Source organism: Streptomyces sp. NPDC055239, from assembly GCF_053606205.1.
In genome coordinates, this window is the sequence record NZ_JBSGRD010000004.1 from 73895 (window position 1) to 96788 (window position 22894).

General features: G+C 69.6%; 25 protein-coding genes, 2 pseudogenes and 1 riboswitch. Of the genes and pseudogenes, 9 read left to right on the plus strand and 18 right to left on the minus strand.

Annotated features, from left to right (window positions below; translation table 11 throughout):
- Nucleotides 1-16 precede the first annotated feature (16 nt).
- Nucleotides 17-190, plus strand: a complete 174-nt coding sequence (locus ACWFRJ_RS15710; protein ID WP_453529889.1) for a hypothetical protein — start codon at nucleotides 17-19, stop codon at nucleotides 188-190.
- A 308-nt stretch (nucleotides 191-498) separates the two neighbouring features.
- Here the strand turns inward: ACWFRJ_RS15710 and ACWFRJ_RS15715 are convergent, their stop codons facing one another.
- A complete protein-coding gene (locus ACWFRJ_RS15715) occupies nucleotides 499-1002 on the minus strand; it encodes a hypothetical protein (protein ID WP_453529892.1) in 504 nt (167 codons plus the stop codon).
- A gap of 116 nt (nucleotides 1003-1118) precedes the next feature.
- Here ACWFRJ_RS15715 and ACWFRJ_RS15720 point away from each other — a divergent pair, with 116 nt between their 5' ends.
- Nucleotides 1119-1340 (plus strand): hypothetical protein, encoded by a 222-nt coding sequence (locus tag ACWFRJ_RS15720; RefSeq protein WP_453529895.1) that lies wholly within the window; start codon nucleotides 1119-1121, stop codon nucleotides 1338-1340.
- Between the two features lie 175 nt (nucleotides 1341-1515).
- Nucleotides 1516-1950: a hypothetical protein gene (locus ACWFRJ_RS15725; protein WP_453529898.1), complete on the plus strand. Its 435-nt coding sequence runs from the start codon at nucleotides 1516-1518 to the stop codon at nucleotides 1948-1950.
- A 57-nt stretch (nucleotides 1951-2007) separates the two neighbouring features.
- Here the strand turns inward: ACWFRJ_RS15725 and ACWFRJ_RS15730 are convergent, their stop codons facing one another.
- The 4 genes from ACWFRJ_RS15730 to ACWFRJ_RS15745 all read right to left on the minus strand — a co-directional run bounded on the left by ACWFRJ_RS15730 (nucleotide 2008) and on the right by ACWFRJ_RS15745 (nucleotide 4961).
- Complete coding sequence (locus ACWFRJ_RS15730; protein ID WP_453529901.1) at nucleotides 2008-2499, minus strand: hypothetical protein; 492 nt, start codon at nucleotides 2497-2499, stop codon at nucleotides 2008-2010.
- A gap of 332 nt (nucleotides 2500-2831) precedes the next feature.
- Complete coding sequence (locus tag ACWFRJ_RS15735; RefSeq protein WP_453529904.1) at nucleotides 2832-3197, minus strand: hypothetical protein; 366 nt, start codon at nucleotides 3195-3197, stop codon at nucleotides 2832-2834.
- A 54-nt stretch (nucleotides 3198-3251) separates the two neighbouring features.
- Entirely contained in the window at nucleotides 3252-3890 is a 639-nt protein-coding gene (locus tag ACWFRJ_RS15740; protein ID WP_453529907.1) for a hypothetical protein, read from the minus strand.
- Nucleotides 3891-4152: 262 nt separating this feature from the next.
- A protein-coding gene (locus ACWFRJ_RS15745) for an IS5 family transposase (RefSeq protein ID WP_453529910.1) occupies nucleotides 4153-4961 on the minus strand; the annotation gives its coding sequence in 2 pieces (ribosomal slippage) (nucleotides 4153-4611 and nucleotides 4614-4961; 807 coding nt in all).
- Nucleotides 4962-5203: 242 nt separating this feature from the next.
- Here ACWFRJ_RS15745 and ACWFRJ_RS15750 point away from each other — a divergent pair.
- Nucleotides 5204-5764, plus strand: coding sequence for an SMI1/KNR4 family protein (locus tag ACWFRJ_RS15750; RefSeq protein ID WP_453529913.1), 561 nt, complete (start codon nucleotides 5204-5206; stop codon nucleotides 5762-5764).
- On the opposite strand, the pseudogene ACWFRJ_RS15755 reads toward ACWFRJ_RS15750, so the two are convergent.
- Nucleotides 5761-6072: pseudogene (locus ACWFRJ_RS15755) on the minus strand (transposase); the annotation flags it as partial. The gene ACWFRJ_RS15750 and the pseudogene ACWFRJ_RS15755 sit on opposite strands and share 4 nt — an antisense overlap.
- Here ACWFRJ_RS15755 and ACWFRJ_RS15760 point away from each other — a divergent pair.
- Nucleotides 6067-6209 (plus strand): annotated as a pseudogene (locus ACWFRJ_RS15760) (IS5/IS1182 family transposase); the annotation flags it as partial. The pseudogenes ACWFRJ_RS15755 and ACWFRJ_RS15760 sit on opposite strands and share 6 nt — an antisense overlap.
- 108 nt (nucleotides 6210-6317) lie before the next feature.
- Nucleotides 6318-6716 (plus strand): tyrosine-type recombinase/integrase, encoded by a 399-nt coding sequence (locus ACWFRJ_RS15765; RefSeq protein WP_453529916.1) that lies wholly within the window; start codon nucleotides 6318-6320, stop codon nucleotides 6714-6716.
- A 27-nt stretch (nucleotides 6717-6743) separates the two neighbouring features.
- Here ACWFRJ_RS15765 and ACWFRJ_RS15770 read toward each other — a convergent pair whose 3' ends face one another.
- A complete protein-coding gene (locus tag ACWFRJ_RS15770) occupies nucleotides 6744-8123 on the minus strand; it encodes a peptidase C39 family protein (RefSeq protein WP_453529919.1) in 1380 nt (459 codons plus the stop codon).
- Nucleotides 8124-8349: 226 nt separating this feature from the next.
- Here ACWFRJ_RS15770 and ACWFRJ_RS15775 point away from each other — a divergent pair, with 226 nt between their 5' ends.
- Together ACWFRJ_RS15775 and ACWFRJ_RS15780 are read left to right on the plus strand one after the other, a co-directional pair.
- Nucleotides 8350-8994, plus strand: a complete 645-nt coding sequence (locus tag ACWFRJ_RS15775; RefSeq protein WP_453529922.1) for a uridine kinase family protein — start codon at nucleotides 8350-8352, stop codon at nucleotides 8992-8994.
- A 433-nt stretch (nucleotides 8995-9427) separates the two neighbouring features.
- Nucleotides 9428-11299 carry an AAA family ATPase gene (locus ACWFRJ_RS15780; protein ID WP_453529925.1) on the plus strand — a complete coding sequence of 624 codons (1872 nt, stop codon included), beginning with the start codon at nucleotides 9428-9430 and terminating at the stop codon, nucleotides 11297-11299.
- A 45-nt stretch (nucleotides 11300-11344) separates the two neighbouring features.
- Here ACWFRJ_RS15780 and ACWFRJ_RS15785 read toward each other — a convergent pair whose 3' ends face one another.
- The 11 genes from ACWFRJ_RS15785 to ACWFRJ_RS15835 form a co-directional block, all read right to left on the minus strand.
- Entirely contained in the window at nucleotides 11345-12412 is a 1068-nt protein-coding gene (locus tag ACWFRJ_RS15785) for a hemolysin family protein (protein WP_453529928.1), read from the minus strand.
- On the minus strand, nucleotides 12409-13779 hold the full coding sequence (locus ACWFRJ_RS15790; protein WP_453529931.1) for a hemolysin family protein: 1371 nt from the start codon (nucleotides 13777-13779) through the stop codon (nucleotides 12409-12411). Before ACWFRJ_RS15790 ends, ACWFRJ_RS15785 begins: the two co-directional genes overlap by 4 nt.
- A 198-nt stretch (nucleotides 13780-13977) precedes the next feature.
- Nucleotides 13978-14433 (minus strand): PH domain-containing protein, encoded by a 456-nt coding sequence (locus ACWFRJ_RS15795; RefSeq protein WP_453529934.1) that lies wholly within the window; start codon nucleotides 14431-14433, stop codon nucleotides 13978-13980.
- Nucleotides 14434-14456: 23 nt separating this feature from the next.
- A complete protein-coding gene (gene hisG / locus ACWFRJ_RS15800; RefSeq protein WP_453529937.1) occupies nucleotides 14457-15305 on the minus strand; it encodes an ATP phosphoribosyltransferase in 849 nt (282 codons plus the stop codon).
- A 53-nt stretch (nucleotides 15306-15358) separates the two neighbouring features.
- A complete protein-coding gene (locus tag ACWFRJ_RS15805) occupies nucleotides 15359-15631 on the minus strand; it encodes a phosphoribosyl-ATP diphosphatase (protein ID WP_389914694.1) in 273 nt (90 codons plus the stop codon).
- A gap of 35 nt (nucleotides 15632-15666) precedes the next feature.
- The gene (gene ribH / locus ACWFRJ_RS15810) at nucleotides 15667-16152 is read right to left on the minus strand and encodes a 6,7-dimethyl-8-ribityllumazine synthase (protein WP_453529940.1); all 486 of its coding nucleotides are present in this window, start codon (nucleotides 16150-16152) and stop codon (nucleotides 15667-15669) included.
- Between the two features lie 53 nt (nucleotides 16153-16205).
- Complete coding sequence (locus ACWFRJ_RS15815) at nucleotides 16206-17507, minus strand: bifunctional 3,4-dihydroxy-2-butanone-4-phosphate synthase/GTP cyclohydrolase II (protein WP_453529943.1); 1302 nt, start codon at nucleotides 17505-17507, stop codon at nucleotides 16206-16208.
- Complete coding sequence (locus ACWFRJ_RS15820) at nucleotides 17504-18100, minus strand: nicotinamide mononucleotide transporter family protein (protein WP_453531132.1); 597 nt, start codon at nucleotides 18098-18100, stop codon at nucleotides 17504-17506. The genes ACWFRJ_RS15815 and ACWFRJ_RS15820 overlap by 4 nt, the downstream gene beginning before the upstream one ends.
- 56 nt (nucleotides 18101-18156) lie before the next feature.
- Nucleotides 18157-18792 carry a riboflavin synthase gene (locus ACWFRJ_RS15825; RefSeq protein ID WP_453529946.1) on the minus strand — a complete coding sequence of 212 codons (636 nt, stop codon included), beginning with the start codon at nucleotides 18790-18792 and terminating at the stop codon, nucleotides 18157-18159.
- 1 nt (nucleotide 18793) lies between these two features.
- Entirely contained in the window at nucleotides 18794-19849 is a 1056-nt protein-coding gene (ribD, locus tag ACWFRJ_RS15830; RefSeq protein ID WP_453531135.1) for a bifunctional diaminohydroxyphosphoribosylaminopyrimidine deaminase/5-amino-6-(5-phosphoribosylamino)uracil reductase RibD, read from the minus strand.
- A 219-nt stretch (nucleotides 19850-20068) separates the two neighbouring features.
- Nucleotides 20069-20199: riboswitch (FMN riboswitch) on the minus strand.
- 92 nt (nucleotides 20200-20291) lie between these two features.
- Nucleotides 20292-21452: an ROK family transcriptional regulator gene (locus tag ACWFRJ_RS15835; protein ID WP_453529949.1), complete on the minus strand. Its 1161-nt coding sequence runs from the start codon at nucleotides 21450-21452 to the stop codon at nucleotides 20292-20294.
- A 97-nt stretch (nucleotides 21453-21549) separates the two neighbouring features.
- Here ACWFRJ_RS15835 and ACWFRJ_RS15840 point away from each other — a divergent pair, with 97 nt between their 5' ends.
- Complete coding sequence (locus ACWFRJ_RS15840; protein ID WP_453529952.1) at nucleotides 21550-22761, plus strand: MFS transporter; 1212 nt, start codon at nucleotides 21550-21552, stop codon at nucleotides 22759-22761.
- The last annotated feature ends 133 nt before the right edge of the window (nucleotides 22762-22894 follow it).

Genomic DNA, 22894 nt, shown 5'->3' on the forward strand with positions numbered 1-22894 from the left:
CGAGCTGGGAGGTCTGATGACGGACGACGAGCAGGAGCGGAAACGCCCCGAGTTGCTGGGTACGGAGATGCGCGAGGCGACGCTGCCCGACGGCTCTCAGGCGGTGATCGTCGTGAAGGCCGGCACACCCCAGAGCGAGGTGGACGAGAAGGCGGCCCGACTCCGGCGGGGCACCCCCGAGGGCAAGTAGCCCCCCGCTGGTCGCAAAAGCACGCGGACGGCCCCTCCCCTCTTGAGGGAGGGGCCGTCCGCACTGCTGTCAGCGAATCCCGCTGCCCCGCGCTCGCGGTGCAGGAGCGGATCGTCGCGTTCGCCGCTGGGTACGGGGAGTCACGGCTCGCCGTCGAGACCGAGCTGAAGAAGCGCGTGCGGCACCCGGAGCCTGAGGCGGCCTGACCTGTGGTGAGGGAAGGCGCCTCAGACGAGCGACGGATTCCGAGTCACGGTCGTGCCCGCACTGGCGGCCCGACACAGAACTCGAGGTGCTGGAGTGAGCAGCTACTTCACCTCACCGACCCAGTGCTGCCCGGCGTCATCGAGGAAATCGGGCCGCACCTCAAGGTCGACCTTCTTCAGATGTCCGCGGGGAACATCGAACGCGAACTCTGCCGCACCGGACGACCCAGGTGACACGCTGCCCGCGATACCGGCTCCAAGGCTGCCGTCGAAGACCTGCTCGCAGGTGTCGCCGTCACTGCCGGACTTCACGTACACGGTCATCAGGGCCCCCTGGAACGCTTCGTCCGTCCCGTTGTGCACCTTGATCCGCCACTTCACTGCCTGATGGCCGTTCTCGTGCCCGGCCGCGTAGGCGGAGGGCGTGAACTTCACCGGCTTCGAAACGGTGACGTCCAGGCCACTGTCCCACTTCTTCGTGTCTCCCCAGTCCACATCTGCGGAAGGCGCTGCTGCCACCACGCTGACGGTGCCACCCAGGAGGCACGCAGTCATCGCGGCAGCCAGGGAGAGGCGCGCCACCGCGGTTGTGCGGATGCCGTTCATAGATCCAGCATCCGCCTATCTCACGATGCGGTCGACTGGAGCAGGCATCACGCCGACGGCGTCGCATGCGATCACCGCAGCACGGGCGCACCCTGGAGACAGGGCGGAGGTGTGCCATGTCGTTCCATGAACAACACCCCTGGTCGGAGCCTCAGCGCACAAGCCAGATCCACGAGCACATCATCATCGGCTCCCTGATCACGATCGCAATGTTCATCCTCCTCGCGACGATCGAACTCCGGGCGGCGCTGCTGATAGCAGCACTCGCCGCCTTCACACTGATCGTCCTCGCTGTCGGCAACTGGGCGACTCGGCGGCGAGAGCGACGTCGACCGTAGCCCCGTTGTCTGTGCAGCTACGACAAGGGGGAGTGCCAGCAAGCACTAGAACTCTGCGCAGGCAGCTCAGGTTGCAGCCAGCGCTGCTGCCCCGGCAGGTAACCGGTGACAGGTGGATGGCGCGGGCGGTACCCGCATCTAGCGGCCCCGAGCGCGAGCGTGCTCCCCTCGGCGAATGACACCGGTCCTCACCAGCCTGGTCGCCGTCATTGGGACCCTCCTCGGCGCCACGCTCGGCTACGTCTTCCAAAGGCGCTCTGCAGCCAGGGCCGAACGCCAAGCTGCCGTCCTCGCCTACGCCAACGCGATCATCGACGTGATTCGCAGTCAGGAGGACTGGTGGTACCGCCGCAGCGAGGAACAAGAAGGCGCCGAGCATCGTGCCGCGCGTATTGAGGGGCATCGGCTACTCGGCGTTGCCAGGCAGGCCATAAACGGGCTCACGCTCCATATCCCGGTGGCCGCACTCCTCAACCAGGCGGACGCGACGTTTGTTGTGGCGAGCGACGTCAACTGCGCCATCGGCGAGGACGACCTTGAAGAGCGCTCTGAATTGGCCCGGCGATCCGTTCGTGCATTCATCACCCTGGCCGGCAAGCACATCAAGTAGCGCGGCACAGACGAAGGCCCCGGCCGGATTCCCCGGTCGGGGCTCTGTCGTGTATGGCTAGTTGTTGGCGGACTGCTCTTGCTCGAGTTGCGCGGCGAGCGCGTTGAACGCGGTCACGTACTGATTGGCGGCCTTCGGGTACGACGGGTCCGGCTTGACCGTGTACGTCTGCGCGGCACCGTTCCCGAACGTGACGTTGATGACCGCCGCCCCCTTGTTCTTGCGGCCAGTCGCCGCCGCGGAGACCCCGAACGTTGCCGCTCCAGCGACGAGGCGGGTGGCCGTCCAGCCCTTGTGTGCGCCAGCGTTGATGAACTCGGCGTTGCCGCCTCTTACGGGGCCGAGGGCTGTGACGCCCATCTTGGAAGACGGCCACAGCTTCATCATGGCGGCCATATTCATGGTGCCTTCAGCAGGGTGTGACTGCCGCCATGCCTTCAGCGCGTCCTTCTCTGCCTTCCGGCCAGCTGCTGCTTGTTCGCGCTCCAGCCGCTTCGCATCACGTTGCGCGGCCTTCTCTGCTGCCTTCTGCGGGTCACGGTTGAACATGGTCCCCCCTTGCCTGCGATCGGGGCGCCATCATGCGGCAGGCGGCCGGAACTCGGGGCGGTTGTGGTGATTTCGTGACGTAGTACGGTCAACGCGAAGGCCCCCTCCGCGCTGCATGCGCAGGGGGCGCGCTGGTGAGCTCACTGCAGGGCGACGGGCCACGGCCGGTGGCCCAGCCGGTGAGGGCGGCGCCGTTGACGCGGCGCATCTGCTGAGGGCACCCGGCCTTGGCGGCCTTAGACGCCATTTCAGTTGGCGGGATCTCGCGGCAGTCTGGGGTGATGGCTGCTGGGCTTGTCGAGCCCCGGGGCGCTCGTATGCGTGGGCAGGGGCTACTTGTGCACGATCCGTACATCCGTGATCTCAGCCGCGATCGCGTCCACCACTTCACGCTGGCCGCTGACGGCGCGGGCTCGGCTGGCCCAGTAGCGAGTGGTCTCGAGCGCGGGCAGCCGCAGTTGTCCGGCGTACTGCACGACGGTGCGGAACAGCAGCGGCCGTCCGTCCTCGAGTCGGTAACTCCCCAAGCCCGACCAGGACGTGAGCACGTAGAAGCCGACACTGATATCACTGCCTGAGGTGAGGGAGCTGAATGCCACCTGGCCATACCCGCGCTCCCACAACAGCGCAAGGCACTCGCGCTCGCTGACAGGCCGGCCCTCGGCGTCGTACAGCTGGCGCTGGTGGATCATCGCCATCCTGTGCTCCTGCCGAGGGAGCTGACGGCCGGCCCGGTGCGTTTGCGAGCTGGGCTACGGCCCCTTCCCGCTGCTCGCCTTCGCGAGTTCGCGGGAGATGGCGTGTTCGTCCTGTCCGCGCACGGCCTGCTCCAGACTGTGGTCGTCGCGCTGCGAGAACCGCTCGCCCTTGGCGAAGTCGTCCTCGCTCAGCACCTGGCCGCACCACTCCCCTCGCCCCGCCACATGGTCGTCGAACGGCACGGCCGCGCCCTCGCCGAGGACAATCCACTGGTCGGCGTCCCAGCGCAGGGCGAGGACGTAGGTGTGACCGGTCTCCAGCCGGGGCGCCTCCGGGGCGGTGCCCTTGATCCGCTTGCCGTTGCGGTACACCGACCAGCCCGGGGCGGTCATGTCGAACTCGGTGCCCAGCTCATGCCGAGGGGTGGCAGCGGACCACAGCACCTTCTCCTTCCGGAACGTCACCGCCCGGTCGACGGTGTACCGCACCGCCCCCTTGGCGACGTCCTGCCTGTTGCTCTCCCGCTCGGAGGCCGGCACCGCCACCACCACGTGGTCCGCGCCCGCTTTCCAGTCCGCCGCGGTCTGGGAGGGGTAGGGGTCGTCGGCCGCGCCGCAGCCCACCACAGTGCGCAGCCCCTCCCGGCCGATCAGCAGACCCGCGGTGATACCGACCGCGGCCAACACAGCCACAGCGGGGCTGCCAGACAACAGGGGACGGACCGTGAACCTCAACTCAAGACTCCCGTTCTCGAACAGCATCGGGCCATTCAGTGCCTACACATGCATTGATCACTTTCCTCGCCGGTTGGTTCCAAGCGAGCTGCCACGAGGGGCGACCTGCGCAGACGAGGCAGCGCGGGGAAGCAGGAGGCGGGCGCCTGACGGCAGCGATCGGGCCCGACAAGGGCCTTGGCGAACAGCCCGTGTGCGAATCGCAGCAGGGGACGCCCCTTCAGTTGGTGAGTCTGCGGTGGCATATGAGGGTCGAAGCGATGGCTGTGAAGGCGAGGAAGTGTTCCGGCTTGCGCTCGTAGCGGCGATGAAGACGTCGGCAGCCTGACAACCAGGACACGGTTCGCTCTACGACCCAGCGGTGTCGTCCCAGTCGTTGGGATGACTCGATGCCCTTACGGGCGAGGCGGTGCCGAATGCCGCGGGAGGCCGGCCGGCGCCGCAGGTGCCGGTAGTCGTAGCCCTTGTCTCCGTGCAGCTTCCCGGGCCGGCGGCGTCGGGGGCCGCGACGTGAGCGGATGGGCGGGATTCCGCGGACCAGCGGAATGAAGGCCTGGCTGTCGTGGAGGTTCGCGGCGGAGATGCCGATGGACAGAGGCGGCCCGCTGCGGTCAACGATGAGGTGGATTTTCGATCCGCTCTTGCCGCGGTCGGTCGGATTCGGTCCCGTCAGCAGCCCCCTTTGAGGGCCCGGACGCTGACGGAGTCGATCGCGCATCGCGACCAGTCCAGCACGCCCTGAGCCCCGAGTTCGTCCAGGACCAAGCGGTGGAGCTTGGCCCACACCCTGGCCTCGGTCCACACGGTGAACCGGCGAAAGGCCGTCACCCCCGACAGACCGAAGCCAGGCGGCAACTGATTCCAGGTGCACCCCGAGGTGGCCACGAAGATGATCGCGGCCAGCACCTCGCGGTCCCCTCGGCGACGATGCCCTCCACCTTGCGGCCGTTCCGGGGCCGGCGGGACCACGCGCTGAAACAACTCCCACAGATCATCCGGCGCCAACCGTTCGACAAGCCCAGCAGCCATCACCCCAGACTGCCGCGAGATCCCGCCAACTGAAATGGTGTCTTAGAGGTCGTTTTCCCCTTAAGCGCGGTGTTTTCGGTTTCTTGCTCTGCCTCTCGACGTGCGGCTTGTGAGGCAGAGCAAGTTCCAGTAGCCGTCACATTCGGTGGGGACTCAGTCATCATGTGGGGCACCACCGTCAACTCGAGAATCCCAACGGAGGCCGCGTGGCACCTCACCCTGTGAGCTGCGCATGGTCGCGCATGGAATCGTGGCTCCGCGACTGCGCGCCAGGCACCCACCACGCCTTGCCGCCACCTGCTACTCACAGAGAGATCGCTGCGGCAGAGCAGCGGCTTGGATTCAGCTTTCCTGAGCAGTTGGCGGATTCCCTGCTGTGCCATAACGGTAGCGATCCGATGCGCCTTCCACCTGTGTACGCGCTGCTGAGCGCAGAGGCGATCGTGAGGCACCAGCAGTTGCAGGTCGAACTCGAGCACGAGACAAGGGCGGAGTACCTCGCGCATGGCATACCGCTCGAAATCGACGGCCAGTACGCGCGATGGCACCCCGGGTGGATTCCGTTCGCGAGCGACGACGGCGGCGGCTACCTCGTCCTCGATACACAACTCGGCTCGCAGCAAGGGCGGGTGGGTACGTGCGATGAACTTGGCCTCAGCGCGTTCCCTCCTGGGCGCATGTGGTCTTCGCTCGCGGAACTGTTGGAAGCAGTCGTGGAAGCTCTGGAGGCCAACCAGCCCCTGAACGGACACATGCGGGTCCTCGAGGATGACGGTGGTCTGCGGTGGGACAGCACCACCTAAGATCCCTGTCGGGCAGCAGGTAGCCCGGCAGCTCCACGGACGTCTGGTGATATCGGGTCACGCCAGGAGATGGTGGCCTCGCCAGTCAGGCGGCGAGCCATGAGGTCGGTCATCGCGAGGTGGATCATGGCTTCGGATCGGGTCGTGAGCGTCTCGTAGTCGCGAGCCAGGCGGCGGTGCAGCATCAGCCAGCCGTAGGCCCGCTCGACCGCCCAGCGTTTCGGAATGGGGGTGAAGCCCCTGGCTCCGGGGGCACGCTGGAGGATTTCAAGGTCGACGCCGAGGGTGGCGGCGTGATCGATCACCGCTGGGTCGCAGGACGGACCGTGTCCTGACTGTCCGGCTGCCGCCGCCTTCACCGCCGCTACGAGCGAAAGCCGGAACGCTTCCTCGCCTTCACTGCCATCGCGCGACCCTCATATGTCACCGCAGACTCGCCAACTGAAATGACATCGAAGGGGCTCCCCTGATCGAACCCTGCCCCCGGCGAGACTGCGCGGGAGCGGGAGCCGCGCGAGCATGCGCTCATCCTCCTGGCACCGAGGGTGGCGGGATGCGCCGCAACGCCTGGGACAGCCGGATCTGGAAGCCGGCACTCTCGAAGTCCGGGGTGATTCCCCCGCCGGAGGTCTCGAAGCAGGCGATTGCCTCACGTCCTGGCGTCACTCGCACGGTGACGACTTACGCGGAGAGCCGGGAGAACGGCTTCCACGCGCTGCGGCACACCTTCGCGTCGGTGCAGTTGGATGCCCGTGAGCCGATCGTGGCAGTCTCGAGCTGGCTGGGCCACGAGAACGCTTCGATCACGTTGCGGATCTACGCGCACATGATGCCGGAGGCGGATGGCCGCGGGCGTTCTGCGATGCAGGCCTGGTTCGAGACGGATTCCTCAACGATCTCCCCAGGCGCTCCCCAGCGAAACCGAAGTGAAAGAAGTGAAGCCCCCTCCTGATCGTTCGGAGGGGGCTTCACTGTGTTGTCAGTGGATCCCCACAGCAGCAAGTGCATCGCGCTGACGTGCGGAGAGCTTCACCGGGAAGTACAGGTAGCAGACGCCCCCCGTCCCGGAGACGACCTTGCCCGTGGCGTTCTTGCGCTTCGTTCTGAGCCAGATGTTCTCCCACTCGCGCCGCTTGTAGACCCGGCGCACCGCCGTGTTGCTGGACGACGCCGGATCGTTGGCGATCACGTCTCCCTTCGACGTGAACCCGATCACCGTCATCAGATGGCCCGCCGTGCCGTAACCGGCGCCCGTCAGCTCCTCCTTGAGGAACGACTGGGACGTTATGGCCGGGATGCCCGCGGCGATGAGGGACTCCAGTTCGGTGAGCGAGGTGAGGCGGGTGACGACGCCCTGGAGGTCCTTGTACGTGGATGCGTAGGCCGCGTTGAAGGGCCAGTTGCCGCAGCCCTCGTACTGGTAGTCGAAGGTGTAGCGGGCCGCGTGGCACACCTGGGGGTCGGCGTAGGACGGGTCGACCCAGGCGAGGTCGGCCGGGGTCGGTTTGCGGCCCCAGGACTCGATGATCATCTGCGAGGAGGTGGGGCTGCACCAGGCCTCGCCGCCGTTGTCGTACTCCGGATACTGCCCGGCGTGGGTCTCCTGGGAGTAGCGCGGGACCTTCAGCTCCTTGGTGAGCTTCGGCTTGGACGCCGGGACGGTGAAGCGGTCGGGGACGGCGGACGCCATCGCGCCGAGCCGCCACACCGTGGGGGTCGCCGTGGCATCCGGCTTGCGGTACAGGGTCAGGCGCAGGCGGTACGAGGCCAGACGGAGGCCCGTAGTCGTGTCGTTGATGGAGAAGGTGTCCGTCCAGATGCTGGATTTTCCGTCGGTCTGGTCGTCGACCGACGTGCGGCGGATGTCCTTCTCCTTGTCGTCGCCCGAGGTCCAGCGGCCGAGGACGTACCAGGGAGTCTTCGCCTTGTCCGAGTACGTTCCCTGGAGCTCCACCTGGAGCCACGTGCCGGTGGGCGTGCGGGCGTTCCAGGAGGCGACCAACTCAGTCGCGGGGACCTCTGGGCGGTGCACGGGCGAGGTCCACTGGGCGTACTCCCAGGTGGCGGTCTTGCCGGTGTGCGGATCGGCGTAGTCGGTGCGGCCCGCCGCCTCGGCGATCTCCACGCCGGGGCGGGCGCCGGACACGGCGCGGGTGCCGTTCGCGGTACCTGCGCTCCAGTCGGCGTGCGAGGCCCAGAAGCGGTTGCTCACCGGCCGCTTCGCGCGCGCGGCGCCTTGGAGGCCGCTCGCCGCGAGCGCGGGGCTCACGGTGGCGGCCGCCGCGGCCACCGCGGCCACGGCCGCGGCGGCGGCGGCGGAGAGGACGGCTCTGCGGGACATGTCATCAGCTCGGTCCATGGCGGGACCCCCAGTCGACGTGGGTTCCGGACGGATCCGGAAGGGGCAGGTCAGATGCACGGCGGTAGGCCAACTATGGCTGCTCCACGCCGACTTCTGCCAGCGCTGTGACCACCACCGCGTCCGCCAATATTGGCCTCGACCACTGGCGTGAGCAGGGACGGCGCGCGGAATCGACAATTCCGCACCCGTACGCTGGATACGCCGCGCCCGTACGCTGGACGCGATGACCGCACACGCCACTCCCCTGCCCCGTGTCGCCGAGGACCTGCTGCGCCTGCCGCCCTCCTGCGGCCCCGTCCGCCTCGTCGCCGTGGACGGACACGCGGGCTCCGGCAAGTCGACGTTCGCCGACCGCCTCGCCGAGGCCCTGGGCGGTGCGCCCGTCCTGCGGCTCGACGACATCGCGAGCCACGACGAGCTGTTCGGCTGGACGGACCGGATGAGGCAGCAGGTCGTCCTGCCGCTCTCGCGCGGCGAAACGGCGCGCTATGAGACGTACGACTGGAACACGCGTCGCTTCGGGCCCGAGACCCGCACCCTGCCGCCCGCGCCCGTGGTCCTCGTCGAGGGCGTCGGCGCGGGCCGCCGCGCGTTGCGCCCGTTCCTGGCGCGGCTGCTGTGGATGGAGTTGTCCCGCGAAGAAGCCTGGGGACGGGGGCGCCAACGGGACGGGACGGTCCAGAGCGACTTCTGGGACGGGTGGGAACCCGCGGAGCGCCGGCACTTCGCGGAAGACCCTTCACGACCTTTTGCTCAGTCTTTGGTGCGACAGTGGCGCAAGGGATATGAGGTGTTCCAGGGTCCGAATGAGACGGATACACCACACCAGACCGTCACACAGAGTGAGGGACCAGAGGCAGTGTGCTGAACCTGCGGAAAGCGACTTCCGGAAGTTCTGACGAGTTTCCATGAGTGCCTCAACTCGGCTTGACCGAGGGCCCTTACAGGACTTACGTTCTCAATGTGCGGCTTTTCGAGGCCGCCCGCAGACTCGAAGCCCCCGGTTGTTCCCCCGTGATCGGGGGCTTCGTTCTGCCCTCCGGCCCCACATTCCGGGCGCTGTGAGCCCTCTTTCGCTCACCCTCGGTGACGACGAGGTTCCCCCTCACCTGCCCGATCCCGCCGTGCGGCACCCTACGGCCGAGCACTCCCCCGCAGGTACGATGCCTTTCGGTGCGACTTACGGACGGCTGCTCTGCGCACCGGTTCAACGTCCGTCCGCAGCACGGCGGTTCAGCGAAGTTGCCGACGGACACCGGTCCGGCGGTACACAAACGGGGGCACGGTTTGTGGGGGACGTGATGGACTTCGACGCGGTGGGCTCACCCGCCCCGGCCGACCTCGCCTGGCTGAGGGGCGTCGACGCCTACACGATGGGCGCCTATCCGCAGGCGGAGGAGGAGTTCCGGGCGGCGGTGCGGATGGATCCGGGCATGGCCGACGGCTGGCTCGGCCTGCACGCGCTGCGCATCGACACGACGACGGCGCTGCTCCGGATGTTCCAGCACCGGGACAGGTTCGGGGAACAGCGCACCCGGCACGGGCGCACGCTCAACTCCTGGTACTGGCTCGGCTGGTGGGTCCAGCCCGTCCTGGAGAGCACGCGCGATCTACTGCTCGCGCACGCCTCGCACTGGCTCGACGGACGCCACGTCCCCGAGCTCGACCGGGCGTTGGCCGGTCTGCCGCCGGTCGACGCGGATCCGCAGGTGCGCTTCCTGCACGCCTGCCGCTCCTACCTGGTCAAGGACTGGGAGCAGTTGGTCCGGCACACGGACTCGCTGATCGACGACGCGATGCTGGGCATCGAGGCCGGCCTCTTCGGCGGCATGGCCCGCGTACGCCTGGAGATGTACGGCCAGGCCGAGCCGCTCCTGTCCGCCGCGCTGATGCGGTGCCGCAGCGAACAGCCGCAGCGCAAGGAACTGCGCTACTGGCTGGCCCGCGCGCACGAGGGCACGGGCCGCTCGGCGGCGGCCCTGCCGCTCTACCGCGCGGTGCACCGCGTCGATCCCTCCTTCATGGACACCTCCGCGCGGCTCGCCGCGATCTCGGAGGGCGACGGGTACGACGAGGTCACCGACCTGGCGGCGATCGCCCTGACCGGCTTCGGGCAGGACGTGATGGAGGGGCCCGACGGGATCGATCCGCTCTTCGGTACCGAAGGACGCGATCTGAAGGTCACGGAGCCCGACCTGCCCGCGAGCGGCGGGCCCTCCGAGTCCGACTCCGTGCGCGAGAAGGCCGTGATCCCCGTCCAGCCGGGACCACAGCTGCCGCCGGGCCCCACCGATCCCGCACTCCTGGAGGCCGCACTGGCCGAACTGGAGGGGATGGTCGGCCTCGAACCGGTGAAGCGCCAGGTCAAGGCGCTCTCCGCACAGCTGAACATGGCTCGCCTGCGGGCCGCGCAAGGGCTGCCCGTACAACCGCCGAAACGACACTTCGTTTTCTCCGGCCCCTCTGGCACCGGCAAGACCACGGTGGCCCGCATCCTGGGAAGGGCGTTCTACGCTCTGGGCCTGCTCGGCGGCGACCATCTGGTGGAGGCGCAGCGCGCGGACCTGGTCGGCGAGTATCTGGGCCAGACCGCCGTGAAGGCCAATGAGCTGATCGACTCGGCGATCGGCGGCGTCCTCTTCGTGGACGAGGCGTACTCCCTCTCCAACACGGGCTACGGCAAGGGCGACGCGTACGGCGACGAGGCCCTCCAGGTCCTGCTCAAGCGCGCCGAGGACAACCGCGACCACCTGGTGGTGATCCTGGCGGGCTACCCCGAGGGCATGGACCGTCTCCTCGCCGCCAACCCCGGACTGTCGTCACGCTTCACGACTCGCGTGGACTTCCCCTCGTACCGCCCCCTGGAGCTCACCTCCATCGGCGAGGTCCTTGCCGACGAGAACGGCGACGTGTGGGACGAGGAGGCCCTCGACGAGCTGCGCTCCATCAGTGGGCACGTCGTCGACCAGGCGTGGATCGACGAGCTCGGCAACGGCCGCTTCCTGCGCACGCTCTACGAGAAGAGCTGCGCCTACCGCGACCTGCGGCTCACCGGCTATCCCGGCGATCCGAGCCGTGACGACTTGTCGACACTGCGACTCCCGGACCTGATGCAGGCGTACGGCGAGGTGCTCTCGGGGCGGGGGCCGCAGGACCCGCCGAGGGGCGTCTGAGGCGCCCACCCCGGCGAGGGTCGCTGAGGCCCCCACCCTGGCCGGTCACACCAGGGCGCCGTCCCTGGACGCCTCGGGCTTGCGGGGAGCCGAGATCCGGTGCGCCGGGTCGCGGACCTCGCCGACCAGGAGCTCCAGTACGTCCTCCAGGGCGACAAGGCCGAGCACCTTGCCCGACGCGTCGGCGACCTGCGCCAGATGCGTCGCGGCGCGGCGCATCACCGTCAGGGCGTCGTCCAGCGGGAGTTCGGCGCGCAGCGTCGTCATCGCGCGCCAGACCTGCTGCGGCACCGCGCGGTCCGTCTCTTCGAGGTCCAGTACGTCCTTCACGTGCAGGTAGCCCATGAAGGCGCCGTTCTCCGCGCGGACCGGGAACCGGGAGTAGCCGGTGCGCCCGGTGAGCTCGATGACCTGCTCAGGGGTGACCGACGCGCCCACGGTGACCAGGGACGCCCGGTCGAGCAGAACGTCCGTCACCGGGCGCGAGCCCAGCTCCAGGGCGTCCTCCAGGCGCTCCTGCTCCTCGGGTTCGAGCAGTCCCGCCTGGCCGGAGTCGCCGACGAGCCGGTTGAGCTGCTCGCTGGTGAAGACGGCCTCGACCTCGTCCTTGGGCTCGACCCCGAAGAGCTTCAGGACGAGCCGCGCGCACGCCCCGAGCGCCACCGTGACCGGACGGCAGAGGCGGGCGAAGGCGACGAGGCCGGGGCTGAACCAGAGCGCGGTCTTCTCCGGGGCGGCCATCGCGAGGTTCTTGGGGACCATCTCGCCGACGACGAGGTGGAGGAAGACCACCACGGCGAGCGCGATGGCGTACCCGAGCGGATGGATCGCCCCTTCGGGGATGTGCGCCGCCTCGAAGACGGGCTCCAGGAGATGCGCGACGGTGGGCTCGGCGACCGCGCCGAGCGTCAGCGAGCACATGGTGATGCCGAACTGGGCGGCCGCCATCATCTGCGGCAGGTGTTCGAGGCCGTAGAGGACCTGGCGGGCCCGCTTGGTGCCGAGGGGCTCGATCTGGCTGCGGCGCACGGAGACGAGCGCGAACTCGGCCCCCACGAAGAAGCCGTTGGCGAGGACGAGGAGGAGGGCGAACAGGAGTTGGAGCAGACTCATCGTGCGGCCTCCGCCACGCTCATGGCCTCTGCGGCATCTGTGGCTTGCGGGGCATCCGTGGCTTGCGGGGCCCGTACGAGCCGTACCCGCTCGGCGCGGTAGTGGTCCACCTGACGCACAGCGAGCCGCCAGCCCGGGAGTTCGGCCCGGTCGCCGGGGACGGGGATGCGGCCGAGCAGATCGGCGACGAGTCCGGCCACGGTCTCGTACGGCCCCTCGGGGACGTCGAGTCCTATCCGCTGGAGCGTGTCGACGCGGCAGCTGCCGTCGGCGTCCCAGGCGGGTCGGCCGTCCTCGGCCGGTGCCACGGCGATTTCGGGCAGATCGAGGAGGTCGTGCTCGTCGCGGACCTCGCCGACGAGCTCCTCGACGATGTCCTCCAGGGTGACCACGCCTGCCGTACCGCCGTACTCGTCGACGACGACGGCTATCGGCTGCTGGCTGCGCAGCTGCTCCAGGAGCTGCCGCACGGGCAGTGTCTCCGGGACCAGGAGCGGCGTCTGCGCGATGCGGCTCACGGGCGCTCTCAGGCGCTCGTGGGCGGGGACCGCGAGGGCGTCCTTGAGGTGCACCATGCCGACGATCTCGTCGATGCGCTCGCGGTAGACGGGGAAACGCGAGAGCCCGGTGGCGCGGGTCAGGTTCACCACGTCCTCGGCGGTCGCCGACGTCTGCAGCGCGCTGACCTTCACCCGCGGGGTCATGACGTGCTGCGCGGTCAGCTCGCCGAGGGAGAGCGTGCGGACGAACAGCTCCGCGGTGTCCTGTTCGAGGGTGCCCGCCTGCGCCGAGTGCCGGGCGAGTGAGACCAGTTCGCCGGGGGTGCGGGCCGAGGCCAGCTCCTCGGCGGGCTCGACGCCGAACAGCCGGACGAGCCGGTTGGCCGTGGTGTTCAGGAGGGAGATCACGGGCCTGAAGAGGCGCGAGAACACATGCTGCGGGCCCGCGACGAACCGCGCGACCTGGAGCGGCTTGGAGACCGCCCAGTTCTTCGGTACCAGCTCGCCGATCACCATCTGCACGGCGGACGCGAGAAGCATGCCGACGACTACGGAGACGCCCGGTACGGCGCCTTCCGGAAGGCCGGTCGCCGTGAAGGGGCCCGCGAGCAGCTGCGCGAGGGCCGGTTCGGCGAGCATGCCGACCACGAGTGAGGTGATGGTGATGCCGAGCTGGGTGCCGGAGAGCTGGAAGGACAGCTCCTTGAGGGCGCCGACGACCGTACGGGCCCGTCGGTCGCCGTCGGCGGCGGCCTTCTCGGCGTCCGGGCGCTCGACGGTGACGAGCCCGAACTCGGCGGCCACGAAGAAGCCGTTGGCGAGAATCAGCAGGAATGCCGCCCCGAGAAGCAGCAGGGAGGTGGTCATACCGCCGCCTCCCTGGTCTGACCTGTCCCGGTGTGTCGGGAGGGGGCGGCGCATGTACTACAGGACGAACCGTCCATCGCCGGAGGGAGTCACTCCTCGGGTAGCAGGAGCCTCTGTGGACCGGGCGGGCCCGACAGAGGCGGGGCGGCACACCATGCGTGCCCCGCCACCAGATTAATCAAGACCCGGCCATAAACGTCAGCCCTGCGGAGTGCGGGCCTCGGCGAGGGCACGCAGCGCACGGGCGTCGCTGATGGCCCGCTGCTTGGCGATGCCCGGCTGGATGCCCAGGACGGGGAGGCTGGTGCCGTCGCTGAGGTTGAGGAACACCCACGGGTCACCCGGGCGCAGGTTGACCTGGACGATCTCGGCCCAGTCGAGGCGCCTGCTGGTCGCGATGTTGACGACCGTCACGCCGGATTCCTCGGCGACGACCTTGGGCCTGCTCAGGAGCGCGAGCACACCGAAGAGCAGCGCCCCGGTGAAGATGAAGCTGACCCGCTCCCCCGTGCTGAGACCCGGGATGAGCAGGGCGATCACTGTGAGGACCACGAGGATCGCGGCGCCCGCGGTGAGCAGCACGGCCCGGGTCCGGCCGGGCCGGAAGGTGACGGGCAGGGCGGGGGTGTCGGTCTGGTCTGTCTGGTCTGTCATCGCCGGGTTCTCCTGCCGGGTCATCAGAGGCGGCAGGCGTGGATGGCCGTGGTCAGGATGGCCCGCGCCCCGATGGCGTACAGATCGTCCATGATCCGCTGGGCCTCCTTCGCCGGGACCATGGAGCGGACGGCGACCCAGCCCTCGTTGTGCAGGGGCGAGATGGTCGGCGACTCGAGGCCCGGGGTGAGGGCGACGGCCTGCTCCAGGTGTTCGGCGCGGCAGTCGTAGTCCATCATCACGTACGCCCGGGCGACCAGGACGCCCTGGAGGCGGCGCAGGAACTGCTGGACCTTGGGGTCGTCGGTCTCGGCGCCGGTGCGCCGGATGACGACCGCCTCGGACTTCATGATCGGCTCGCCGAACACTTCGAGGCCCGCGTTGCGCAGCGAGGTGCCGGTCTCCACGACGTCCGCGATGACCTGGGCGACGCCCAGCTCGATGGCGGTCTCGACGGCGCCGTCCAGGTGGACCACGGAGGCGTCGACGCCGCTGTCCGCGAGGTGTTTGGCGACGATGCCCTCGTACGAGGTGGCGACGGTCTTGCCCGCGAGGTCCGCGATGGTGCTCGCGGTGCCGGGCTTCCCGGCGAAGCGGAAGGTGGAGCGTGCGAAGCCGAGCGGCAGGATCGTCTCGGCGTTCGCGCCGGAGTCGATCAGGAGGTCCTGACCCGTGATGCCGATGTCGAGCTTGCCGGCCGAGACATAGATCGCGATGTCCTTGGGCCGGAGGTAGAAGAACTCGACTTCGTTGTCCGGGTCGACGAGGACGAGCTCCTTGGACTCCTTGCGCTGCTGGTATCCGGCCTCATGGAGCATCGCCGACGCAGGTCCGGACAGTGAACCCTTGTTCGGGACGGCGATGCGCAGCATGAGGACGGATTCCTTTGCGTTCAGGGGGAGTTGAGAAACTGGGAGCGTACGGCTCAGAGATGGGCGTACACGTCGTCGAGGGAGATGCCGCGGGCGACCATCATCACCTGCACGTGGTAGAGGAGCTGTGAGATCTCCTCGGCCGCGGCTTCCTTGCCCTCGTGCTCGGCGGCCATCCAGACTTCGGCGGCCTCCTCGACGACCTTCTTGCCGATGGCATGGACGCCCTTTTCCACCAGCTCGGCGGTGCGCGACGTGGCGGGGTCGCCGTTGGCGGCCTTGTGCTGGAGCTCGGTGAAGAGCTCCTCGAAAGTCTTCTTGGACATGATGTCGCTTACTTTACGCGGCTCCCCTGCCCCGCTCACCGCCAGGGTTCGGAGATCGTACGCAGCGTGGTCGCGGTGGCGACGGCGGCGGTGACCGCTTCGTGCCCCTTGTCCTCGTGCGAGCCCTCGATGCCCGCCCTGTCCAGGGCCTGCTCCTCGGTGTCGGTGGTGAGGACGCCGAATCCGATGGGCACCCCGGTGTCCACCGTGACCTGGGTCAGGCCCTGGGTGACGCCCTGGCACACGTACTCGAAGTGCGGGGTTCCACCGCGGATGACGACGCCGAGCGCGACGATCGCGTCGTAGCCGCGTCCCGCGAGGACCTTGGCGACGACCGGCAGCTCGAAGCTGCCGGGCACGCGCAGGACGGTCGGCTCGTCGATGCCGAGCTCGTGCAGGGCGCGCAGGGCGCCGTCGACGAGGCCGTCCATGACCTTCTCGTGCCACTGGGCGGCGATCACCGCGACCCGCAGGTCTCCGCAGTTCTTCACGCTCAGTACGGGTGCACCTTTGCCGCTCACGTGCTTCTCCTGGTTCTCGTTGCGTTCTCGTACGCGTTCTCGTATGCCAGTACTTACTGGTTGCCGCAGGCCGACACTTCGGGGGTGGTGTCGAGCCAGGGCAGGTCGTGCCCCATCCGGTCCCGCTTGGTGCGCAGGTAGCGGAGGTTGTGCTCGCCCGCCTGGACCGGCATCGGCTCGCGTCCGGTGACCTTCAGGCCGTGCCGGATCACCGCGTCGGTCTTGTCGGGGTTGTTCGTCATCAGGCGCACGCTGCGGACGCCGAGGTCGTCCAGGATCCGCGCACCCGCTCCGTAGTCCCGGGCGTCGGCGGGCAGGCCGAGTTCCAGGTTGGCGTCCAGGGTGTCGCTTCCGCGCTCCTGGAGCTCGTAGGCGCGCAGCTTGGAAAGGAGGCCGATACCGCGCCCCTCGTGGCCACGGAGGTAGACCACGATGCCGCGTCCCTCGTCGGTGATGCGCTGCATCGACGCCTCGAGCTGCGGGCCGCAGTCGCAGCGAAGGGAGTGGAAGACGTCGCCGGTCAGGCACTCGGAGTGGATGCGGACCAGGACGTCGGCGCCCTCGCCGATCTCGCCGTGGACCAGGGCGACGTGCTCGACGCCGTCGACGGTGGAGCGGTAGCCGTACGCCGTGAAGTCACCGAATGCGGTGGGCAGGCGGACCTCGGCCTCGCGGCGGACCGTCGGCTCGGAGCCGCTGCGGTAGGCGATCAGGTCCTCGATGGAGATGATCGTCAGGCCGTGCTTGCGGGCGAACGGGATCAGCTCCGGCAGACGGAGCATCGTGCCGTCCTCGCCCGCGATCTCGACGATGGCCCCGGCGGGCCGCAGGCCCGCGAGCCGGGCCAGGTCGACCGCGGCCTCGGTGTGGCCGTTGCGCACCAGGACGCCGCCGGACTTGGCGCGCAGCGGGAAGATGTGGCCGGGGCGCACGAAGTCGGTGGGCTGATACGTGCCCGACGCGAGCATCTGGAGCGTGGTGGCGCGGTCCGCGGCCGAGATGCCGGTGGTGACGCCGTGCGCGCCGCTCGCGTCGACGGAGACCGTGAAGGCCGTCCGCATCGACTCGGTGTTGTTCTCGACCATCTGCGGGAGCTGGAGGCGGTCGAGCTCGTCGCCCTCCATGGGTGCGCAGATCAGGCCGCGGCACTCGCTCATCATGAAGGCGATGATCTCGGGCGTCGCCTTCTCTGCCGCGATGACGAGGTCGCCCTCGTTCTCGCGGTCCTCGTCGTCGACGACCACGACGGGCCGCCCGGCGGCGATGTCGCGGATGGCCGCCTCCACGGGGTCGAGGGCGAGGTCAGAGGCGTCTTCTTCGTGACCCGTGCTGTACCAAACCGGTGCCGCGCTCATGCCGGGGTTCCTTCCATGACGGGCTGCGAGGCCTGCGAGGACACAGAGCGCGACCGCAGCCACCAGTCGCGCATGCCCCACAGGACGAGCGCGAGGTAGATGACGTACACGAGGCCGGAGAAGGCCAGACCACTGCTGAACGCGAGCGGCACCCCGACCACGTCGACGAGGAGCCAGGCGAACCAGAACTCGACGAGACCGCGGGCCTGGGCGACCATCGCGGCGAGCGTGCCGACGAAGATGTAGGCGTCGGGCCAGGGGTTCCAGGACAGGTCGGGAACGGCGGCGAACAGGGCGCCGACCGCGAGCGTGCCGACGGCCGTGCCGCCGAGCAGCACCCCGCGCTCCTTCCAGGTCGCGAACCGGACGGCGATGGAGCCGTCCTGCGCCTGCTGCTTGCCGTTGGTCCACAGGCGCCAGCCCCACAGGGCCACGCCGATGACGAGCAGCTGCTTGCCGACACCGCCGGAGAGGTGGGCGGAGGCGTAGGCGCCGACGAGGATGACTCCGGAGAGGAACTGGGCGGGCCAGGTCCATATGGAGCGCCGCCAGCCGAGGGCGAGGGCGATCAGGCCGACGGTGTTGCCCACCATGTCGGACCAGATCACGTGCTGCCCGAAGGCCGTGAAGGCTTCGGAGTTGAGCCAGTTCACTTCGTGGCCTCCTGAGCGGGAGCGGCGGTCGGAACAGCGGTGGCGCGGTCGCCGAGCATCCGCTCGACGTACTTCGCGATGATGTCCACCTCGAGGTTGACCGGGTCGCCCGGCTGCTTGATGCCGAGCGTGGTCAGGGCGAGGGTGGTGGGGATGAGGCTGATGGTGAAGTAGTCGTCTCCGGCGTCGACCACCGTCAGGCTGACGCCGTCGACGGTGATGGAGCCCTTCTCCACCACGTAGCGGGAGAGGTCCGCGGGGAGCGAGATCTTGACGATCTCCCAGTTCTCGGAGGGCTTGCGGTCGACGATCTCGCCCGTGCCGTCCACGTGCCCCTGCACGATGTGTCCGCCGAGCCTGTCGCCCACGGCGGTGGGCCGCTCCAGGTTGACCCGCGATCCCGCCGCGAGCGCGCCGAGGCTCGATCGGTTCAGGGTCTCGGCCATCACATCGGCGGTGAACTCCGCGCCCTCGTGCTCCACGACCGTCAGACAGACGCCGTTGACCGCGATGGAGTCGCCGTGCTTCGCGCCGTCGGTGACGACGGGGCCACGGACGCGGAAGCGCGATGCGTCGTCCAGGTTCTCGACGGCGGTGATCTCGCCCAGCTCTTCGACGATTCCGGTGAACACTTCAGTGCTCCTTCGCTACGAGGGTCGCGGTGACGCGCAGATCGGGGCCGATGCGGACGGTCTCGCTCACGTCGAGCCGCAACGCTTCGGTGATGGTCTTGATTCCGCCGCCGGTGAGGGCCGCGGGGCCCGCGCCGAGCAGGACGGGGGCGAGATAGGCGACGACGCGGTCGACGGCGCCCGCGGCGACGAAGGCTCCGGCGAGCGTCGGTCCGCCTTCGAGGAGGACGGAACGCACCCCGCGCGTGTGGAGCTCGTCGAGGAGGGCCGGGATGTCCAACCCGCCGTCCGCGCGCGGGAGTTGCACCGTTTCGCCATCGCCGTCGGTGGTCACGTTGTCGGCGACCGCGATGAGCGTGGGCGCCGCGTCGTCCAGGACGCGGGCGCCGGGCTGAACCGCGGTGCCGTTCGTGTCGACGACGACGCGCAGCGGCTGGACGGCGCCTTCGATGCCGCGCACGGCGAGGTGCGGGTCGTCGGCGCGCTGGGTGCCGGAGCCGACCACGACCGCGTCGCACTCGGCGCGCAGGCGGTGGACGTCGGCGCGGGCCTCGGAGGAGGTGATCCAGCGGCTGCTGCCGTCGGCTGCGGCGATACGGCCGTCGAGCGACGCGGCGTACTTCCAGGTGACGTGCGGGCGGCCGAGCCGCACGGAGGTCAGCCAGGCGGCGTTGCCCGCGGCGGCCTCGTCCTCGAGGAGGCCCGATCGCACGTCGACTCCGGCGGTACGCAGTCGCTGCGCTCCCCCGGTGGCTGCGGGGTTCGGGTCGCCGACCGCGTAGACGACGCGGGCGATCCCTGCGTCGATGAGCGCCTGGGCGCAGGGGCCTGTGCGTCCGGTGTGGTTACAGGGTTCGAGGGTGACCAGGGCGGTGGCGCCGCGGGCCTGTTCGCCGGCCGCGCGCAGGGCGTGGACCTCGGCGTGCGGGCCGCCCGCGCGCTGGTGGTAGCCCTCGCCGACGGTCTCTCCGGAGGCGTTGATGATCACGCATCCGACGACCGGGTTGGGGCTCGTGGCGCCGAGTCCGAGCGCTGCGAGCTTGACGGCGCGGCGCATGGCTGCGTGCTCGGGCTCGTTCGCTGCTACTGCGGCTGCGGTGGCCACCGGGTCCTCCTGCCTCAAGGGGCACGGACTCCGGGGCCTGTCGATGACGACAGAATGTGAACGGACTACGACACCGGGAGCGACGCCGGAAACGAGACCTCTCCCTGGGGAACCCGGAATCCGGGTATCCCAAAAACAAGCCACTCGGCGACGAACACGAATGCCCGCCCGCCGCGCACTGCCTCCCATCCGGACTTTCACCGTCGGTCCAGGAATTTCACCTGGTCAACCGGCCGCTGGAAGCGGTCGGGTCGCGGACTGTAACCGCCGGTTCGGAATTACACCGACCCCGGAGTGCGCTGCTTTTGGTACACAGCCAGTCTGCCACGCCTGATCGAAGCCCATGCGGGCGAACCCCTGTGGCCTGGCTCACAGCGACCGGGTGGCGGTCAGGTCAGTGGCGTGGCCCGAAAAGCTCGTCCTGTGCCGCGTCCCGTGCGGCGAGCAGCGCGCCCCGCAGCACGGCGGCTCCGCCGAGAGGGCTCACCCTGATCTCCGTGTACAGCGGCGACATCGCGGTGACGCGCTTCATCACACGGGCGGCGAGCACTTCGCCGCCCGCACGGCCGACCTCGCCACCCAGGACCACGCAGCCGGGGTCGAGGATCGCGGCCATGGCGGCGGCGCCGACGGCGATCCGATCGGCGACAGCGTCGAGATAGGCCTCGTGGCCGGTCTCGACGGCGTGGCGGACCACGTCGGCGACGCTCGCGCCCGGCTCCAGGATTCCGTGCGCGACACCGAGCTCGCACAGCGCGGCGGCGCCGACCAGCGAGTGGAGGCCGCCCTCGCAGGCGGTGGCGGACGGCAGCATGTCCGTGCCCGGCACCGGCAGGAAGCCGATCTCCCCCGCGCCGCCCGACGCCCCTCGGCGCAGCTTCCCGTCGAGCACGACGGCGGCGCCGACGCCCTCACCCAGCCAGAGGAGCACGAAGGTGTCGCGGTCATGGGCCGCGCCGTCGCGCTGTTCGGCGCGGGCGGCGAGGTTGGTCTCGTTCTCCACGAGTACGCGCGCCGGGAGCCGCTCCTGGAGGGCGCCTGCGAGACCGCGGTGCCAGGCGGGCAGCGATGTGGTGTCGCGCAGCTCACCGGTGGCGGGGTCGATGAGGCCGGGCGCGCCGATCCCCACGGTGTGCAGCCGCCGGACGCCGCCGTCCCGTGCGGTGCGCTCGACGAGGGCGACGGCCCGCTCGACTGCGGGCCCGGTGCCGGTGTCGCCGCCGATGGGCGCGGAGGCCTCGGCGAGCACCGCGCCGAGGAGATCGGTGACGACCACGGAGACGCCGTCGGTGCGTACGTCGAGCGCGGCGAGGTGAGCCCGGTCGGCGACGATCCCGTACAGCCGGGCGTTGGGCCCCCGGCGCTGGGCACCCGCCTCCCCCACGACCGCGATCAGGCCGGAGCCCTGGAGGCGCTCGACAAGGTCGGCGACCGAGGGCCTCGACAGGCCTGTGAGCTGCTTCAACTGGTTGGCCGTCAGCGGTCCTTCGCGCTGCAGAAGCCCCAGGGCGAGCCGGTCGTTGATGGCCCGGGCGGTGCTCGGTGATGCGGGCATGCCGGGATCCTTCCATAAACCTGCTAACTATCAGGCAGGGTTCCTGATAGTTTACGTCGCCGTAGCGGGACGGTACCTCGGGAGGGGCGGAGCATCGATGAGTGAAGTGGTCCTTGACGCAAGGCAGTTGAAGCGGGCGCGTTACGCCGTGGCCGCCGTTTTCTGCGTGCACGGCGCCGTCACCGGCTCCTTCGCGACACGCGTGCCCTGGATCCAGGAGCACGCGGGGCTCAGCGCGGGACTCCTCGGCCTCGCCCTCGCCTTTCCCGCGATCGGCGCCTCTCTCGCGATGCCGCTCGCGGGCTGGGTCAGCCACCGCTTCGGCGCGCGGACGGCGCTGCGCGGCCTTCTCGCCCTGTGGACGATGGCCCTGATACTGCCCTCGCTCGCGCCGAATCTGCTCACGCTCTGCCTCGCCCTCTTCGTGTACGGCGCGACGGCGGGCATGTCGGACGTGGCGATGAATGCCCTCGGTGTCGAGGTCGAGACCCGCATGAAGAAGTCGATCATGTCGGGCCTGCACGGCATGTGGAGCGTCGGCGCCCTGATCGGCTCCGCGGCCGGCACGGTCGCCGCCCATATGGGCGCGGACGCCCGCCTGCACCACGCGCTCGCCGCCGTGGCGCTCACCGCGATCGGCCTCGTCGCCTGCCAGGGCGTGCTCGATCTGCAGGCGGCACCCGAGGAAGTGGCGCCGCCGCGGTTCTCGCTGCCGCCCAAGTCTGCGCTCCTGATCGGCGCGGTCGGCTTCTGCGCGGTCTTCGCCGAGGGCGCGAGCCTGGACTGGTCGGCGGTCTACCTGCGGGACGTCCTTGACACGTCGGCCGGTGTCGCCGCCGCGTCCACCACAGGATTCACGCTCACCATGGCGATCGCGCGGCTCGCGGGCGACGCGGTGGTGGACCGCTTCGGCTCGGTCCGCACGGTGCGCGTGGGCGGCGTGGTCGCGGCGCTCGGCGGACTTCTCGTGGTGGTGGCCCCGCATCCGGCGATCGCCATGTGCGGGTTCGCGATGCTCGGGCTCGGCATCGCGGTCGTGGTGCCCCTCGCGTTCGCGGCGGCCGGGCGCAGCGGCCCGAATCCGAGCCAGGCCATCGCGGGCGTCGCCACCATCACGTACACGTCGGGTCTGATCGCCCCGTCCGCGATCGGCACGCTCGCCGACGCGACGAGCCTGGTGGTCTCCTTCGGCCTGGTGACGGTGCTGGCCTGCGGGCTCGCGGTGTTCGCGGGGGTCCTGCGTACGGAGGGCGGCAAGGCCACGGCGGTCAAGCCCGCGGATGCGACGGTGCCCGGCCCGCGCCCCTGAGCCCGCCGCCGCATCCGCATCCGCATCCGCATCCGCCCCGACGGGTAGCCGAACTTACGCGGCACTAACATTGCGCTGATCTTTCAGGTCATTCTCACGGGTCGTATCCGGACACGGGTCAGTCCCGGTCACG